This window comes from Psychrobacter sp. ASPA161_9 (assembly GCF_051970275.1).
Classification (GTDB): domain Bacteria; phylum Pseudomonadota; class Gammaproteobacteria; order Pseudomonadales; family Moraxellaceae; genus Psychrobacter.
Map to the genome: position 1 here is coordinate 34,862 of NZ_JBEFNI010000008.1, position 13,550 is coordinate 48,411.

14 protein-coding genes are annotated in these 13,550 nt (G+C 40.8%); 8 read left to right on the forward strand and 6 right to left on the reverse strand.

The window, feature by feature from the left end:
* Nucleotides 1–90: 90 nt before the first annotated feature.
* A complete protein-coding gene (rho, locus tag ACTQ9S_RS10060) occupies nucleotides 91–1,359 on the forward strand; it encodes a transcription termination factor Rho (protein ID WP_068038263.1) in 1,269 nt (422 codons plus the stop codon).
* A 342-nt stretch (nucleotides 1,360–1,701) separates the two neighbouring features.
* Nucleotides 1,702–1,941 (forward strand): hypothetical protein, encoded by a 240-nt coding sequence (locus ACTQ9S_RS10065; protein ID WP_068038266.1) that lies wholly within the window; start codon nucleotides 1,702–1,704, stop codon nucleotides 1,939–1,941.
* Between the two features lie 135 nt (nucleotides 1,942–2,076).
* Here ACTQ9S_RS10065 and ypfJ read toward each other — a convergent pair whose 3' ends face one another.
* Nucleotides 2,077–2,964 (reverse strand): KPN_02809 family neutral zinc metallopeptidase, encoded by an 888-nt coding sequence (ypfJ, locus tag ACTQ9S_RS10070; RefSeq protein ID WP_068038269.1) that lies wholly within the window; start codon nucleotides 2,962–2,964, stop codon nucleotides 2,077–2,079.
* 582 nt (nucleotides 2,965–3,546) lie between these two features.
* Here ypfJ and ACTQ9S_RS10075 point away from each other — a divergent pair.
* Nucleotides 3,547–3,906 (forward strand): hypothetical protein, encoded by a 360-nt coding sequence (locus ACTQ9S_RS10075; RefSeq protein WP_068038272.1) that lies wholly within the window; start codon nucleotides 3,547–3,549, stop codon nucleotides 3,904–3,906.
* Nucleotides 3,907–4,132: 226 nt separating this feature from the next.
* Here the strand turns inward: ACTQ9S_RS10075 and ACTQ9S_RS10080 are convergent, their stop codons facing one another.
* The 5 genes from ACTQ9S_RS10080 to rpmI all read right to left on the reverse strand — a co-directional run bounded on the left by ACTQ9S_RS10080 (nucleotide 4,133) and on the right by rpmI (nucleotide 9,230).
* A complete protein-coding gene (locus tag ACTQ9S_RS10080) occupies nucleotides 4,133–4,432 on the reverse strand; it encodes an integration host factor subunit alpha (protein ID WP_068038276.1) in 300 nt (99 codons plus the stop codon).
* Between the two features lie 203 nt (nucleotides 4,433–4,635).
* Nucleotides 4,636–7,041: a phenylalanine--tRNA ligase subunit beta gene (pheT, locus tag ACTQ9S_RS10085; protein WP_440454872.1), complete on the reverse strand. Its 2,406-nt coding sequence runs from the start codon at nucleotides 7,039–7,041 to the stop codon at nucleotides 4,636–4,638.
* Nucleotides 7,042–7,145: 104 nt separating this feature from the next.
* Complete coding sequence (gene pheS / locus ACTQ9S_RS10090) at nucleotides 7,146–8,201, reverse strand: phenylalanine--tRNA ligase subunit alpha (RefSeq protein ID WP_440454873.1); 1,056 nt, start codon at nucleotides 8,199–8,201, stop codon at nucleotides 7,146–7,148.
* Nucleotides 8,202–8,555: 354 nt separating this feature from the next.
* Nucleotides 8,556–8,912 carry a 50S ribosomal protein L20 gene (gene rplT, locus ACTQ9S_RS10095; RefSeq protein ID WP_011281252.1) on the reverse strand — a complete coding sequence of 119 codons (357 nt, stop codon included), beginning with the start codon at nucleotides 8,910–8,912 and terminating at the stop codon, nucleotides 8,556–8,558.
* A gap of 120 nt (nucleotides 8,913–9,032) precedes the next feature.
* Entirely contained in the window at nucleotides 9,033–9,230 is a 198-nt protein-coding gene (gene rpmI, locus ACTQ9S_RS10100) for a 50S ribosomal protein L35 (RefSeq protein ID WP_011281253.1), read from the reverse strand.
* Between the two features lie 428 nt (nucleotides 9,231–9,658).
* Here rpmI and ACTQ9S_RS10105 point away from each other — a divergent pair, with 428 nt between their 5' ends.
* From ACTQ9S_RS10105 to tatC, 5 genes are all read left to right on the forward strand, one after another.
* A complete protein-coding gene (locus tag ACTQ9S_RS10105; protein WP_068039514.1) occupies nucleotides 9,659–10,096 on the forward strand; it encodes an acyl-CoA thioesterase in 438 nt (145 codons plus the stop codon).
* 82 nt (nucleotides 10,097–10,178) lie between these two features.
* The gene (gene hisIE / locus ACTQ9S_RS10110) at nucleotides 10,179–11,054 is read left to right on the forward strand and encodes a bifunctional phosphoribosyl-AMP cyclohydrolase/phosphoribosyl-ATP diphosphatase HisIE (RefSeq protein WP_440454874.1); all 876 of its coding nucleotides are present in this window, start codon (nucleotides 10,179–10,181) and stop codon (nucleotides 11,052–11,054) included.
* Between the two features lie 171 nt (nucleotides 11,055–11,225).
* The gene (gene tatA, locus ACTQ9S_RS10115) at nucleotides 11,226–11,525 is read left to right on the forward strand and encodes a Sec-independent protein translocase subunit TatA (RefSeq protein WP_068038291.1); all 300 of its coding nucleotides are present in this window, start codon (nucleotides 11,226–11,228) and stop codon (nucleotides 11,523–11,525) included.
* A 70-nt stretch (nucleotides 11,526–11,595) separates the two neighbouring features.
* On the forward strand, nucleotides 11,596–12,471 hold the full coding sequence (tatB, locus tag ACTQ9S_RS10120; protein ID WP_440454875.1) for a Sec-independent protein translocase protein TatB: 876 nt from the start codon (nucleotides 11,596–11,598) through the stop codon (nucleotides 12,469–12,471).
* Entirely contained in the window at nucleotides 12,468–13,328 is an 861-nt protein-coding gene (gene tatC / locus ACTQ9S_RS10125) for a twin-arginine translocase subunit TatC (RefSeq protein ID WP_068038295.1), read from the forward strand. Before tatB ends, tatC begins: the two co-directional genes overlap by 4 nt.
* Nucleotides 13,329–13,550 lie beyond the last annotated feature (222 nt).

Below are 13,550 nucleotides of genomic sequence, written 5' to 3' on the forward strand. Positions count from 1 at the left end.
CCTATCGCTACACTATCGTTGTTTTAATCAATGTCGTGGGTTGTGCTGCTAATGGCAGTTCTCACCCGATAAATCGTTAATGACCTATCTATGAATTTAACTGAATTAAAGAAAAAATCAATCACTGAGCTTTTGGCTATCGCTAAAGAAATGGGTCTTGATAATATGGCACGTAGCCGTAAACAAGACATTATTTTTGCCATCCTAAAAACTCATGCTCGTAATGGTGAAGCTATTTATGGTGATGGTGTACTTGAAGTCCTACCGGATGGTTTTGGCTTTTTGCGCTCATCTGAAGGCTCTTATTTAGCAGGCCCTGATGATATTTATGTCAGCCCAAGCCAAATAAGACGTTTTAGCCTAAAGACAGGCGATAGTATCGCTGGCACCATTCGTCCACCGAAAGACTCTGAGCGTTATTTTGCGCTATTGAAAGTTGGCGAGATCAACTTTGATACCCCAGATCGTTCGCGCCATAAACTCATCTTTGAAAACTTGACTCCGCTATTTCCAACTGAGCAACTTAAGCTTGAGCTGGGTAACGGTACTACCGAGGACTTAACCGGACGTATCATCGATCTGATTGCTCCTATTGGTAAAGGTCAGCGTTCTATCATTGTTGCACCGCCAAAAGCTGGTAAGACGATGCTGCTACAGACCATCGCGCAATCGATTACCCGCAATAATCCAGAATGCTACCTAATCGTTCTACTTATTGATGAGCGTCCAGAAGAAGTGACGGAGATGGTGCGTACCGTACGCGGTGAAGTAGTCGCCTCGACATTCGATGAGCCGCCTCAGCGTCATGTACAAGTCGCTGAAATGGTTATCGAAAAAGCCAAGCGTCTAGTCGAGCATAAGCAAGACGTTGTTATCCTACTGGATTCTATCACTCGTCTCGCTCGCGCTTATAACACGGTTATCCCTTCATCAGGTAAAGTATTGACTGGTGGTCTTGATGCCAACGCCCTTGAGCGTCCGAAACGCTTCTTTGGTGCTGCACGTAACGTTGAGGAAGGTGGCAGCCTAACTATTATTGCCAGTGCCCTTATTGATACTGGTAGTAAAATGGATAGTGTTATCTTTGAAGAATTTAAAGGTACTGGTAACCAAGAGATTACTCTGGAACGTGATTTAGCCGAAAAACGTGTCTTCCCAGCGATTAATATCAAAAAATCTGGCACACGCCGTGAAGAACGTCTGCTTGATGAAGATAAGCTGCGTAAAGTTTGGATATTACGTAAGCTATTACAACCGATGGATGGCGTTCAAGCGACCGAGTTTTTATTAGATCGTTTAAAAGAAGCTAAAACCAATGATGAGTTTTTTGAACAAATGAAACGTAAATCTCAAAACTAAATTCAGCTGAATATACTAATAGAATATCTGTTATTTGAATATTTTTGAGGATCATCGTTATTGTTAATTTTAATAAAAGAGACTGCGGATAAGCAGTCTCTTTTAGTTTCTTTAGAGCAAAACCAAAACCAGTTAGCTTATTAATTATATAAATACAAGAATACTAAGTGAAAGCACTACCAATGACACAGTGAGGCAACATAAATTACATGGTACTTGCAAAGTTTAGCGTTTCTACTACGACCGTCTAACGTTTAACAGTATAGTATTGACCGTAGTATAAATATGCTTTATAAAACATATTGTATTTATTTTAATTTTGATTATTTAACAGGTGATAATATGAAATTTGCTAAAACTATTGCAATGACAGCCCTTACTAGCTCTGCTCTTATTATGGGTGGCTGTGCAACTAATGGATATAATAGTGGTTTGAGTAACACAGCTAAAGGTGCTGCTGCTGGCGCTGCTGCTGGTGCTCTTATCAGAAGCGGTGGCGATAGCAAAGATATCGCTCGTGGTGCAATCGGCGGTGCGGCAGTTGGTGGCGCTGGTGCATACATTCTTAACAATAGTAGATAATAACTAAATAATTATCTGACATTACTTAGATAGTTTTTAGGTACGTTAAAAATTCAAAAAGCCTGCAATATTAATTGCAGGCTTTTTATTTGATTGTCTTTATCTATGACAATCAGATTGTTCTAGCAATGCTGATTATAGTGCCCCACTGAATGTATCACATGATTGTACGTTGCCACTTTCTAATCCACGTGTAAACCATTGTACGCGCTGTTGACTGGTGCCATGGGTAAAACTATCTGGCGTTACAGCACGGCCGCTTGCTTGAGCAAGACGATCATCACCGATCTGGCTTGCAGCATTAATCGCTTCGTCTATATCACCTGGCTCTAAGAACTGCACTCGTTGTTGGTTGCGCTGTGCCCATACACCTGCAAAACAATCAGCTTGTAGCTCTTGTAGCACAGATAACTTATTAGCCTGTGCACGAGTCACCTGACGGCTCGCTTCATTGACCTGCTGGGTGATACCTAACAATGTCTGTACGTGATGGCCAACTTCATGAGAAATGACATAGGCTTGAGCAAAGTCGCCAGCTCTGCCTTTATTTTCGATATCACCTGAACCCTGCTGATCACCAGAAATGCCAAGATTTTGACGCATTTCTGCAAAAAATGACGTGTCTAAATAGACGGTCTGGTCACCTGGGCAATAAAAAGGCCCTGTCGCAGCAGTAGCACTACCGCAGGCCGAACTAACTTGTCCATTAAATAAGATTAATGACGGCTCCTGATAAGTTTGTCCACCTTCATTAAACACTTGATGCCACACTGCCTCAGTATCGGCTAACACTACTTTAACAAACTGAGTATCACGGTCGTCACCTGTAGCTGGCTCAGTGGAGCTGTTATTTCCGCCACCTGCTACTACCTGACCAGTCTGCAATGCTGTCATTGGGTTTACCCCAAATACTAACCATAAAATACCAGCGATGATAATACCCCCGATACCACCACCAATCATTTTCCCACCGCCGCTACTCGTGCGTACGTTAGAACTGCCTCGTCTACCTTGCCATTTCATAATATATCCCCCTAAATTGATAGTATGTATTTTTCAATCTCAATTATTAAACTTAGTAAGTTGAAGCAATACATTGATAGCAAACTTAATTTTTTTAATAACCAATATAGTTATGATTCTTATTAATGATTTAAATTCTAATTGAAAACGTTTCTCGTTATTGATAACTAGCCGTTGTATTCTTTTAATATTTGTCTATATGTTAGGTGAATCTTTTATCAACTTATAGATATATATCGTGCTAACTATTTATATTTTACTTTATCATTGTAGTCTTTTACGGTTCTCAAACCTTAGTTACAAAAGCCGTCTATTACTTATCTGTCACTCTATGTTCCAATTGATTATACGGAAAACATCTCCGTAAGTTGTATTAAAACTTATATCAAAACGATATCAACAAAGCCTATTCACTATTTTATTGTTACTTAATTGTACAAGCTCTTCTCATTTGAAAAGAAAACATATAGAATGCGTGAAAGCTGAGTAGCTGTAACTAGGATTAGTTGACTTTCGAAATAATTCGGATGCTCAACCCTTTGCCGTGGCTACTGCTCATTTCATTTTTCCGGAGAATACACTATGAATCTTAAATTACTTGCACTTGCTGGTATCATGACTGCTTCTATGGGCTTAACTGCTTGTGACAGCAATACAGAAAACGCTGCTGAAGATTTATCTGACGCACAAGAAGAAGTACAAGACGCTTCTGAAGAGCTAAACGAAGCTGCTGCTGAAGGCGAAGCTGTTCCTGCTGATGCTGAAGCTGCTGTTGCCGATGCTGAAGCTGACATTGCTGATGCACAAGTTGCAACTGCTACTGACGAAATGGACGCTGAAGTTCCTGTAGACGGTACTACTACTAGCGTAGACGTAGCTAGCGATACTGAAGCAGCTAATGCAGCTGACGAAGTTGTAGTTGTTGAAGAACCAGCTCAGTAATTTTCTTTGCTTATGCAATAGAAATATACTGTAGTTCAAAAAAAAGAGAGCCTATGCTCTCTTTTTTTATGCGTATTATTTATAAGTTTTAACAGTGGCTTGCTAGATTTAATAGTCATTATTCAATCTAGCAAGGCACCAATCTTTCATTTTAAATTTATAAAAAATATTGGAACATCAAATCTAATGAATATTAGGATTTGTCTTATAAATAAAAAAGTAAGCATTACTGATCAAATAGACGTTCATCAACCTTCTGACGGAATTTTTGCCCAGTTTTAAACGTGACTACACGGCGCGCTGAAACAGCAACAGGCTCTCCTGTCTTAGGGTTACGACCTGGACGGCTATTTTTATCTTTAAGCTCGAAGTTGCCAAAGCCTGAAAGCTTGACCTCTTTGCCATCAATCAAACTCTCTGACAGTTCATCAAAAAAATTCTCGACCAAGCAACGACCCTCTTGCCTTGTTAGGTTAAGATGACTCATCAAATGCTCAATCATGTCAGATTTGGTTAGGGTGCTCACAGTACGACTCCTATGCTATGTCGAGATATCGGGTATCATGGTTTAGCGGTATGACTGCTATATAAGAATAAGCGATTTATTGATTACGGCCATTAAATGACCGTACTTTTGAATCAAGTTTAGGCATTATAAAGTATTTTTACTCAATTTTTAACAAATCTTGAAATAAAACTCTTTATTAATAACCACTTAGCTAAATATAGTTAGCTATCGCGTAGCTGGGCGCCATATTGGGCAATCAATATCTGAATCACTTTGTCAGTTGCAGTTTTTATCACTTCGTCAGATAAGGTTTGCGTGTTGTCCTGCCATATTAGCGCAAAAGCTAGCGAACGTTGACCAGTCGGTACATTATCGCCTTGATAGACATCAAACAACCATAAGTCAGTCAGTAGAGCACCTGCTGTATTGCGTATCGTTGACTCTAATGTCTGTAAGCTGATATCACTATCCACCAAGATTGCAATATCGCGGCGTACTTGTGGGAACTTACTTGGAGTGGTAATTGCGTTCTGTTCGCGAGCAAGCGTCAGCAACGGTGCCAGTGATAATTGAGCGACCCAAGTAGCAGGTAGATCTAATTGCTTAGCCGTATTAGGATGCAATTGTCCCAGCCAGCCGACATACTGATCATCGATATATAATTTCGCGCTTTGTCCAGGATGCAAAAAGCTCAAACTACTACGCTCATAGCGGATACGCGCACTATCAATCTGCGCAGGTATTAATTGCTCAATATCATACTTAAGATCATAAAAATCTAGCGCACGATTCTGATAAGCTTGCTCATTCAAAATATTGCCGACTGCTACCAAAGCAATACTTGGTGTCTGTACCAAATCACTAATACTGTGACCAACAAAGCTAAGGCCAGTCTCAAAGAAACGTACGCGTGGCTGCTGACGATTTAAGTTATATTGCACACAAGGCAATAAGCTTGATAGCAAAGTACGGCGCATCACCGCCAAGTCACTAGAGATAGGATTGGCCAGTGCCAACACTTCTCCTAGCGCTTCATCATCGAACAAAGCTTCTATTTTTGCATCACTAAAGCTAAAGCTAATCGCTTCCATATAGCCGTTATCGACCAATGCCAGCTTCATCTCGTGAGTCAAGTCCGCCGTATCATCATAATCCATGCTGACTTGCAAGTGTGGCAAGACGCTTGGAATATTGTCATAGCCGTAAATACGCGCAATTTCTTCAATTAAGTCTTCTTTAATACTCATATCAAAGCGATAAGATGGCGGCGTACAAATAAGGCTATCCACTTGCTGCGCTACTTCGAACCCTAGCTGGGTCAAAATACGCACCATTACCGCTGGCTCAATCTCAATACCGATGACATCACGGACTTTAGCAATTGGCAAGGTGATTGGCGCACGCGATGGTAGATGATCGCTACTTTCCGCTTTTACTATTTGCCCAGCTTGACTACCAGTAATACTAGTCACTAAATCACAAGCACGTGCCAAAGCTAGCTCTGGTAACTCAAAGTCTACCCCGCGCTCAAAACGTTGTGAGGCATCAGTATGCAAGCCAAAACGGCGTGCGCGCGCAGCAATCGCCAATGGGCTAAAGAAGGCACTTTCTAAAACAATGTTAGTTGTACTATCGGTGACACTGCTACGCTGACCGCCCATAATACCGGCAAGTGCAAGTGCACCTTCATCATCAGCAATGACCAATTCATCACCCGTTAAGGTAAAGGTTTGCTCACTCAGTAGGGTAATCGTCTCGGCAGGCTGTGCCAAACGTACAACAATATCCCCAACAATGGTATCGGCATCAAAAGCATGTAGCGGTTGACCTAATTCCATCAATACGTAATTGGTTACGTCAACCAAAAAGTTGTGTGAACGTAGTCCTGACTGGACTAGCGCATCTTGCATCCATTTTGGAGTGTTGATGCTACGATCAATATTACTGATTGACTGCAGTAAATAGCGTGGGCAAGCCTCAACTGCGCTCACTGTTACCGCAGGAGTTGCACCGTTCTCAGTAACTGCTACGTTGTTAGTAATCTCTAGCTGCTGCATCGGCAAATCGTTAATGACCGATATCTCGCGCGCAATACCACGTACACTAAAGCAATCACCACGGTTTGGGGTGATTGAGATATCTAGTATCTGGTTATCTAAGCCTAAGTATTCGCGGATATCTGTGCCAATTGGCGCATCAGCTGGCAGCTCAAGCAGACCATCAATACTATCGGTTAAATCAATTTCAGACGCACCGCAAAGCATACCGTTAGAGTCGACACCACGTAGGTTGCCATTTTTTATTTTAAAACCTTTTGCATCATCGCTTGGCAACACTGCACCAACGGTAGCAACTGGCGCTTTCATACCGACAGTCACATTGGGTGCACCGCAAACGATTTGAAGCGGTTCAGCTGCACCAATATTCACCTGCGTGACACGTAATTTATCAGCATCTGGATGCTGCTCAACGCTTATTACTTCACCGATCACCACACCACTAAAGGCACGAGCAACTGCAAAGCGATCGTCAATCTCTAGCCCCGCCATGGTTAATTGTTCGGCCAATTGCTCACTGGTATTGTTGGGGTTTACCCATTGACGTAGCCACTGTTCGCTAATTTTCATAAATATCTCGGATCAGAATTTTATAATAAAGATTTTGAATTAAAGGTTGGACTATTAACCTGTCATATTAACAAGGAGCACTTTTTATATAAACAGAGAGCACTCTAGCCAAACTGTTTTAAGAAGCGTACGTCATTTTGGAAAAATAAACGCAAGTCATCAATACCGTAATACAGCATCGCAAAGCGCTCAATACCCATCCCAAAAGCAAAGCCAGTGTATTTTTCGGCATCAATACCGCAGTTGGTCAGCACTTGTGGATGTACCATACCGCAGCCCATAACCTCAAGCCATTTGCCATTATCATCTAAGATATCTACTTCAGCAGAAGGCTCGGTGAATGGGAAAAATGAGGGGCGGAAACGGACGGTCAGCTCTTTGGCAAAGAACGCTTCTAAGAACTCACTAATTAAGCCTTTTAACTCTGCGAAGGTACTCGACTCAGTAACCATAAGCCCTTCTAACTGATGGAACATCGGAGAATGGGTTTGATCCGAGTCATTGCGATACACCCGACCTGGGCAAATAATACGAATCGGTGGTTCATTCTTTTCCATCGTGCGAATTTGCACTGGACTAGTATGTGTACGCAATAAATAATGTGCGTCAAAATAGAATGTATCGTGCATCGCACGAGCAGGATGATGCGACGGAATATTTAGTGCTTCAAAGTTATAGTAATCGCTCTCAACTTCAGGACCAGTGGCGACATTAAAACCTGCTTGCACAAAATATTGCTGCATACGCTGGGTAATCATCGTTACCGGATGCAAATGACCTTTCTGACCACCGCGCGCAGGCAAAGTAATATCAATATTTTCGGCTTCAAGCTTGGCATTTAATGCCGCCATTTCTAATTGTTGCTGCTGGTCAGTCAGTGCTTGCTGAATGCGACTACGTACTTGATGCAACCAGCCACCATACGTTTTTTTGTCATCGCTACTGAGCTTACCCATCTGCTTTGACCAGCCAGTTAAAGGGCTTTTTTTACCAGTCAGTTGTACACGTAAGTCTTGTAGCGCACGCGCATCGGTTACTTGCAAGATTAAAGCTTCAGCGGAACTGGCAAATTCATTTAGTTGAGATTCATTGAGCTCGTTGAGCTCCAAGGACAAAGTCGGTAGCGCCGACAAATCGGCAGTGGCAGCAGGGGTAGTCATAAGACGCATTATTCCTGATTTAAACGGACTATTAATTATAGTGATTGGTAATTGTAGGGGTTCGACCAAATATTGCAAACCATTTACCCAGTTGTTGTTATTTAAATACTTTCAAATAACAGAAAATAAAGGCTAGTTATATTAATGGCTTGAATATTTAGACGGTTAGAGATGCAGTTTTACAAAACAGATAGGTAGCTCAAACATTATTAAAATAAACCGTAAAATAATCTAATATAAAAAAAGCCACCGACTAGCGGTAGCTTTTATTAATATTGTACTATTAATCAATATTATTCCTATCCTTTTACATACTCACTTAAATAAGTTGAATACCTAAAGGACGGTCAATATTTAGGCCAATTCCGCTTTTGCTTTTTCGACCAATGCTGTGAAAGTCGCTGCATCATGCATAGCGATGTCAGCAAGTACACGACGATCGATTGCGATGTTAGCTTTTTTCATACCATTGATAAAGCGGCTATAGCTTAAGCCGTTTAAGCGTGCACCAGCATTGATACGTGCAATCCAAAGACGACGGAAAGTACGTTTTTTGTTGCGACGGTCACGATAAGCATATTGACCAGCTTTGGTCACTGCTTGTACCGCTACGCGGTAAACACGTGAACGGGCACCGTAGTAGCCTTTTGCGCGCTTTAAGATTTTTTTGTGACGGCGATTTGCCTGTACACCACGTTTTACACGGGCCATAAATTACTCCAAGATTTCTTTAATCACTGTTAAACGAATCACGATGTCATTGAATGATAGACATCGCTATCAGATTGCAACGTCAAATATTTTAAACAAAATATAGATGACAATAGGCTATTAGATGTATGGGCACATACGACGAACTGCTGCTTCGTCAGACTTGTCCACCATCTTAAGACCGCGCAACTGGCGAATACGCTTAGCTGATTTCTTGGTCAAAATATGGCTTTTGAATGCTTGCTTACGCTTAAAGCCATTCGCTGTTTTTTTGAAGCGTTTAGCTGCACCGCTTCTGGTTTTCATCTTAACTTTCATGATGATGTGCCTCTTTTTCTGTGTTAGAACCTGGTCGTCAAATAGTTAATACTGATTAGTAGCGTTAAAAACAACCACTAAACCTCTATCTGCCTCGAGGTGGGAGGCGCTATTTTAGCAGAAGCACGAGGATTTTGCCAAGTAAAGTTTTAGATGAGACTATTTAGGCTTTTATAAAAATATATCTTGGATAGATTGACTAGCCCCTACCATTACTCACTTTATATGACAGCTTACTTGTTATTTTTTTAAAAATCGCTATTAAAAGCTATGATATTGATAATAGTAGATACTTTATATAAAAATAAAAACAGTCAGTGAAGTAATACTACCGCTTATTCCTAAATTGATTGAATGTCAGACTAAGCTATGTTTTATTGATAACAATGGCGTCTGAGACGTTCTGATAATTCATATAGGAGATGACGTTGACAGACCAAGAGTTAGAATTCAATGATGATGTTTTTGTCTTTGAGACAGTTATGCGTGTACGCAATACAGAGATTGATGTCGGCCAGCATTTGACGTTAGAATCTCTTATTACACTATTGGCTGAAGCACGGGCGCGTTTTTTATACTCTAAAGGTATAAAAGAGATCAATTCAGATTATCAAGGATTGATTATTAGTGATTTACAACTGAAGGTTGTTAGTCGCGTTCGCGCTCGTGAAGAGCTATTATTTGAATTGGGCGTAGAGCAGATATCTGATAAGAGTGGCGATATGGCTATTAAAGTGACGCGTATGTATGATGGCTCACTAGTAGCAAAAGCGCGTAAACGCTTTATTCAATATGACTATCGATCGAATAAAGCTATATCGTTTCATAATGATATCAAAGAGGCCTTGGAGCAGAAGCCATTTTAGCCATTATTGATCAATAGTGTTAGCTTCTTAGGCCTCATCTCTGCTACTTCTCTGCAACCTAACCTTTATAAGAAGACAGATTATGACCATACCTGCTTGGCTGACTACTGTAAGCTTTAACACCGATGGACTCATCCCTGCGATTGCACAAGATCATGAGACAGGACGCATTTTAATGATGGCATGGATGAATGCTGAGTCTCTACAAATAACCGCACAAACGCAAACAGCGGTCTATTTTTCACGCTCACGCAATCAGCTCTGGCATAAAGGCGAGACCTCAGGTCATACTCAACAGGTGCACGATATTCATCTAGACTGTGATGCAGATGTGATCGTGCTAAGTGTTACTCAGGTTGGCGGTATAGCCTGTCATACAGGGCGCGAATCTTGTTTCTATCAACGTTTAGATGTGTCGGGTTCAGAGCCAGTCTGGCAAACAGTCGATGCAATACTAAAAGATCCGGCTGACATTTATAAATCCGATAACAGAGATTTAGATTCTAGTTTACATAACAGTACGGACGAAAATAATGTAAATAGTTCTATTCGTCAAAAAGATCTTATTAACAGCAATAATCAAGCAAACAAAGATGTTAATACGACTATATTGCCACAGCTTGACCGTGTGTTGGCTGAGCGTAAACAGGCAGCAGCAGACAGCTCTTATGTGGCCAGTTTATATGCTCATGGTCTTAATAAAATTTTAGAAAAAGTAGGTGAAGAAGCTACCGAAAGTATCATTGCCGCCAAAGACTTTGCTAGCTGTAATGAGCTTACAGACAAGGCGCAGTACGATGCTGCACGTCATGAATTAATTTATGAGGTAGCGGATGTCTGGTTTCATACTTTAGTAGGATTAGCGTGGTTCGATATAGAGTCCGATGCGGTACTAAATGAGCTAGGACGACGTTTCGGGCTATCAGGTATTGATGAGAAAGCCGCAAGACAGCCGTAGATGAAATAAGCTTGTGTAATTATTGTTGTTTTCAACTTTTTGTCATCTGTGCGCGTTATAATGTAGCCTTAATGACTTAAATCTTACGTGTCCGAAACATTTTATCGTTCGGCTAGTAAGTTTCAAGTGATACCATATATATTGGTTTTATCAAGACATAAGGATACCGTTATGGGCAGTTTTTCCATTACCCATTGGCTGATTTTACTGGTTGTGGTGGTTGTCGTATTTGGCACCTCCAAACTCAGAAACGCTGGCAAAGATTTGGGCGGCGCAGTAAAAGGTTTTAAAGAAGCCGTTAAAGATGAAGAGACGGAACATGCGCGTAAGCGTCGCGTTCTTGATCATGATGCTAGTGTGTCTAAATCAGATACCGAATTGAATAATACTTCGGCAAATTCGCAGACCGGTACTAAGGTTGATGATATAGAAATCAGTCCTACTACCTCTAATGATAAGCATAAGGTATGATACGCGTCGTCTATAAATTACTTATAAACAGCGTCGTTGAATAGAATGTTGACGAATATATTTGACAGTTATGTTTGATATCGGATTTTCTGAATTACTCTTGTTTGGCGTCATTGCCTTAATTGTATTAGGTCCAGAAAAGCTGCCTCAGGCTGCACGGACTGCTGGGCAATGGTATGCCAAATTGCGTCGTACAGTCTCAACGCTGCAATCTGAAATAGAGGCTGAGCTTGACTTGGCTGAAACTCGCAAACAGATGCAAGACGAGCTTGCTAAAATCCGCCAAACTGAAGCCGATATGAAGCGCGAAATGGCAGAATTGCGCGGTAGTATGCAAGAGTTTGAATATTCGCAACATCAAAGTATGGATGCTATCAACAAGCCAAAGAACTCTAATTCAGATCATTATCAGAGCCAAGACGCTCAGAAACAAGACACGATTGATGAGTTGGAGGCAGAAACTTCTGTAGCATCAAGTATGCCAACAGAATTTGCTTATGATTATGAGCAGGATGAAGAATTAAGAGACTTATCTAATATTTATGACGATGAAAATTTTGATGATCCAAATTTTGATGATCCCAAAAAATACGCCTCAGACCCTTTAGCTACTTCTAACAATATTCCGCATCGTTTTATCACTAGACCATGGGAAAATATGTGGTTCCGTCTTAGTGCTTATGATAAAGCGCGCCGCCTACCTGCACCTCCATATCTGCCTAATTATAAAGCAGACACTCTATTGAATGATGGTTTTTCACATTCTAACTTTTCGCATCATGGCTTAGATGAAAAGATGGAGCCTATCGACGAAGAGCTGGAATCTATCCAAGCTGAACTCGAGCTATCAGAAAGCTATTCATCGGATAATACCTCTGATGATGATGTAGACCAAAATAAATTGACTATGCCCTCCTCGTTAATCAAACAGGAGACGCCTAAATGAGCTTATTTAAACGGCAAAAAAGTCGGCAAGAAAAAATAGCGGAGACTGAAGATAGCGCGCAGGAGCAAGCAGATGTCGCACCTGATAGCAGTTCTGATGACATGTTAAGTAAGCTAATCGATATGCCCATTACTGAGCACTTGATAGAGCTGCGTACCCATTTAATCAAAATCTGCGTAGCAATATTAATAATATTTTTAGCATTGGTAGGGTTCTCACGCGAGCTATATAACTTTTTATCAGATCCATTGGTCGCGCAACTACCCGCTAATTCGACCATGATTGCGACAGATATTACCTCTAACTTTATGGCCCCGATACGTCTGACTGTATTTGTGGCCGCATTCGTAGCCATGCCCTATATTCTTTATCAAATTTGGTCATTTGTAGCGCCAGGTTTATATAAGAAAGAGAAAAAAATTGCCATACCTGTCCTGTCATCCTCTATCTTTTTATTCTATACCGGCGTAGCTTTTTCTTACTTTATCGTGCTCAAAGGGGTTTTGAAGTTCTTTATTATGTTCGCCCCGCAAAACGTACTGCCGATGACTGATATCGACAGTTATTTGAGTTTCGCTTTAAAGCTGTTCATGGTATTTGGATTGACGTTTGAGATTCCTGTTGTCACCTTACTATTGATATTGGTTGGCATCGTCTCCATTCAGGGTTTAGAAGATAAGCGACGCTATATTATCGTTGGCTGTTTTGCAGTTGCAGCGGTAGTAACACCACCTGATGGTGTGTCCATGCTGATGCTGGCGATTCCTATGTGGTTATTGTTCGAGTTGGGTTTATTATTAGCAAAAATATTAATTAAAGAAGATAAAAATGCAGCTTTATCATCTGACGATGACTAGTTTGTTGGTATTACTTTAACTATATCTATTGTAAATAACATGAAAATAATAAAAGATTATAAGTAGCAAGCTGCACAAATCTGATATTGTATTTAAGTCAGAATGAACTGACGATACATCAATTATCTACCCGCCTCTCATACATATCTCCATTCATTTGTTATCATAATTGAATTGCCAGCCAGCCATTGTTGATCCAGTGGCTTTTTTTACCCCAGTTGT

What these genes read in the sequence shown, in the direction of transcription:
- ACTQ9S_RS10075 (WP_068038272.1), top strand. Translation starts at nt 3,547, where the DNA reads ATGAATCTTAAATTACTTGCACTTGCTGGTATCATGACTGCTTCTATG.
- pheT (WP_440454872.1), bottom strand. Translation starts at nt 7,041, where the DNA reads ATGAAAATTAGCGAACAGTGGCTACGTCAATGGGTAAACCCCAACAAT.
- ACTQ9S_RS10065 (WP_068038266.1), top strand. Translation starts at nt 1,702, where the DNA reads ATGAAATTTGCTAAAACTATTGCAATGACAGCCCTTACTAGCTCTGCT.
- rplT (WP_011281252.1), bottom strand. Translation starts at nt 8,912, where the DNA reads ATGGCCCGTGTAAAACGTGGTGTACAGGCAAATCGCCGTCACAAAAAA.
- tatA (WP_068038291.1), top strand. Translation starts at nt 11,226, where the DNA reads ATGGGCAGTTTTTCCATTACCCATTGGCTGATTTTACTGGTTGTGGTG.
- rpmI (WP_011281253.1), bottom strand. Translation starts at nt 9,230, where the DNA reads ATGAAAGTTAAGATGAAAACCAGAAGCGGTGCAGCTAAACGCTTCAAA.
- pheS (WP_440454873.1), bottom strand. Translation starts at nt 8,201, where the DNA reads ATGACTACCCCTGCTGCCACTGCCGATTTGTCGGCGCTACCGACTTTG.
- tatB (WP_440454875.1), top strand. Translation starts at nt 11,596, where the DNA reads ATGTTTGATATCGGATTTTCTGAATTACTCTTGTTTGGCGTCATTGCC.
- hisIE (WP_440454874.1), top strand. Translation starts at nt 10,179, where the DNA reads ATGACCATACCTGCTTGGCTGACTACTGTAAGCTTTAACACCGATGGA.
- tatC (WP_068038295.1), top strand. Translation starts at nt 12,468, where the DNA reads ATGAGCTTATTTAAACGGCAAAAAAGTCGGCAAGAAAAAATAGCGGAG.
- rho (WP_068038263.1), top strand. Translation starts at nt 91, where the DNA reads ATGAATTTAACTGAATTAAAGAAAAAATCAATCACTGAGCTTTTGGCT.
- ypfJ (WP_068038269.1), bottom strand. Translation starts at nt 2,964, where the DNA reads ATGAAATGGCAAGGTAGACGAGGCAGTTCTAACGTACGCACGAGTAGC.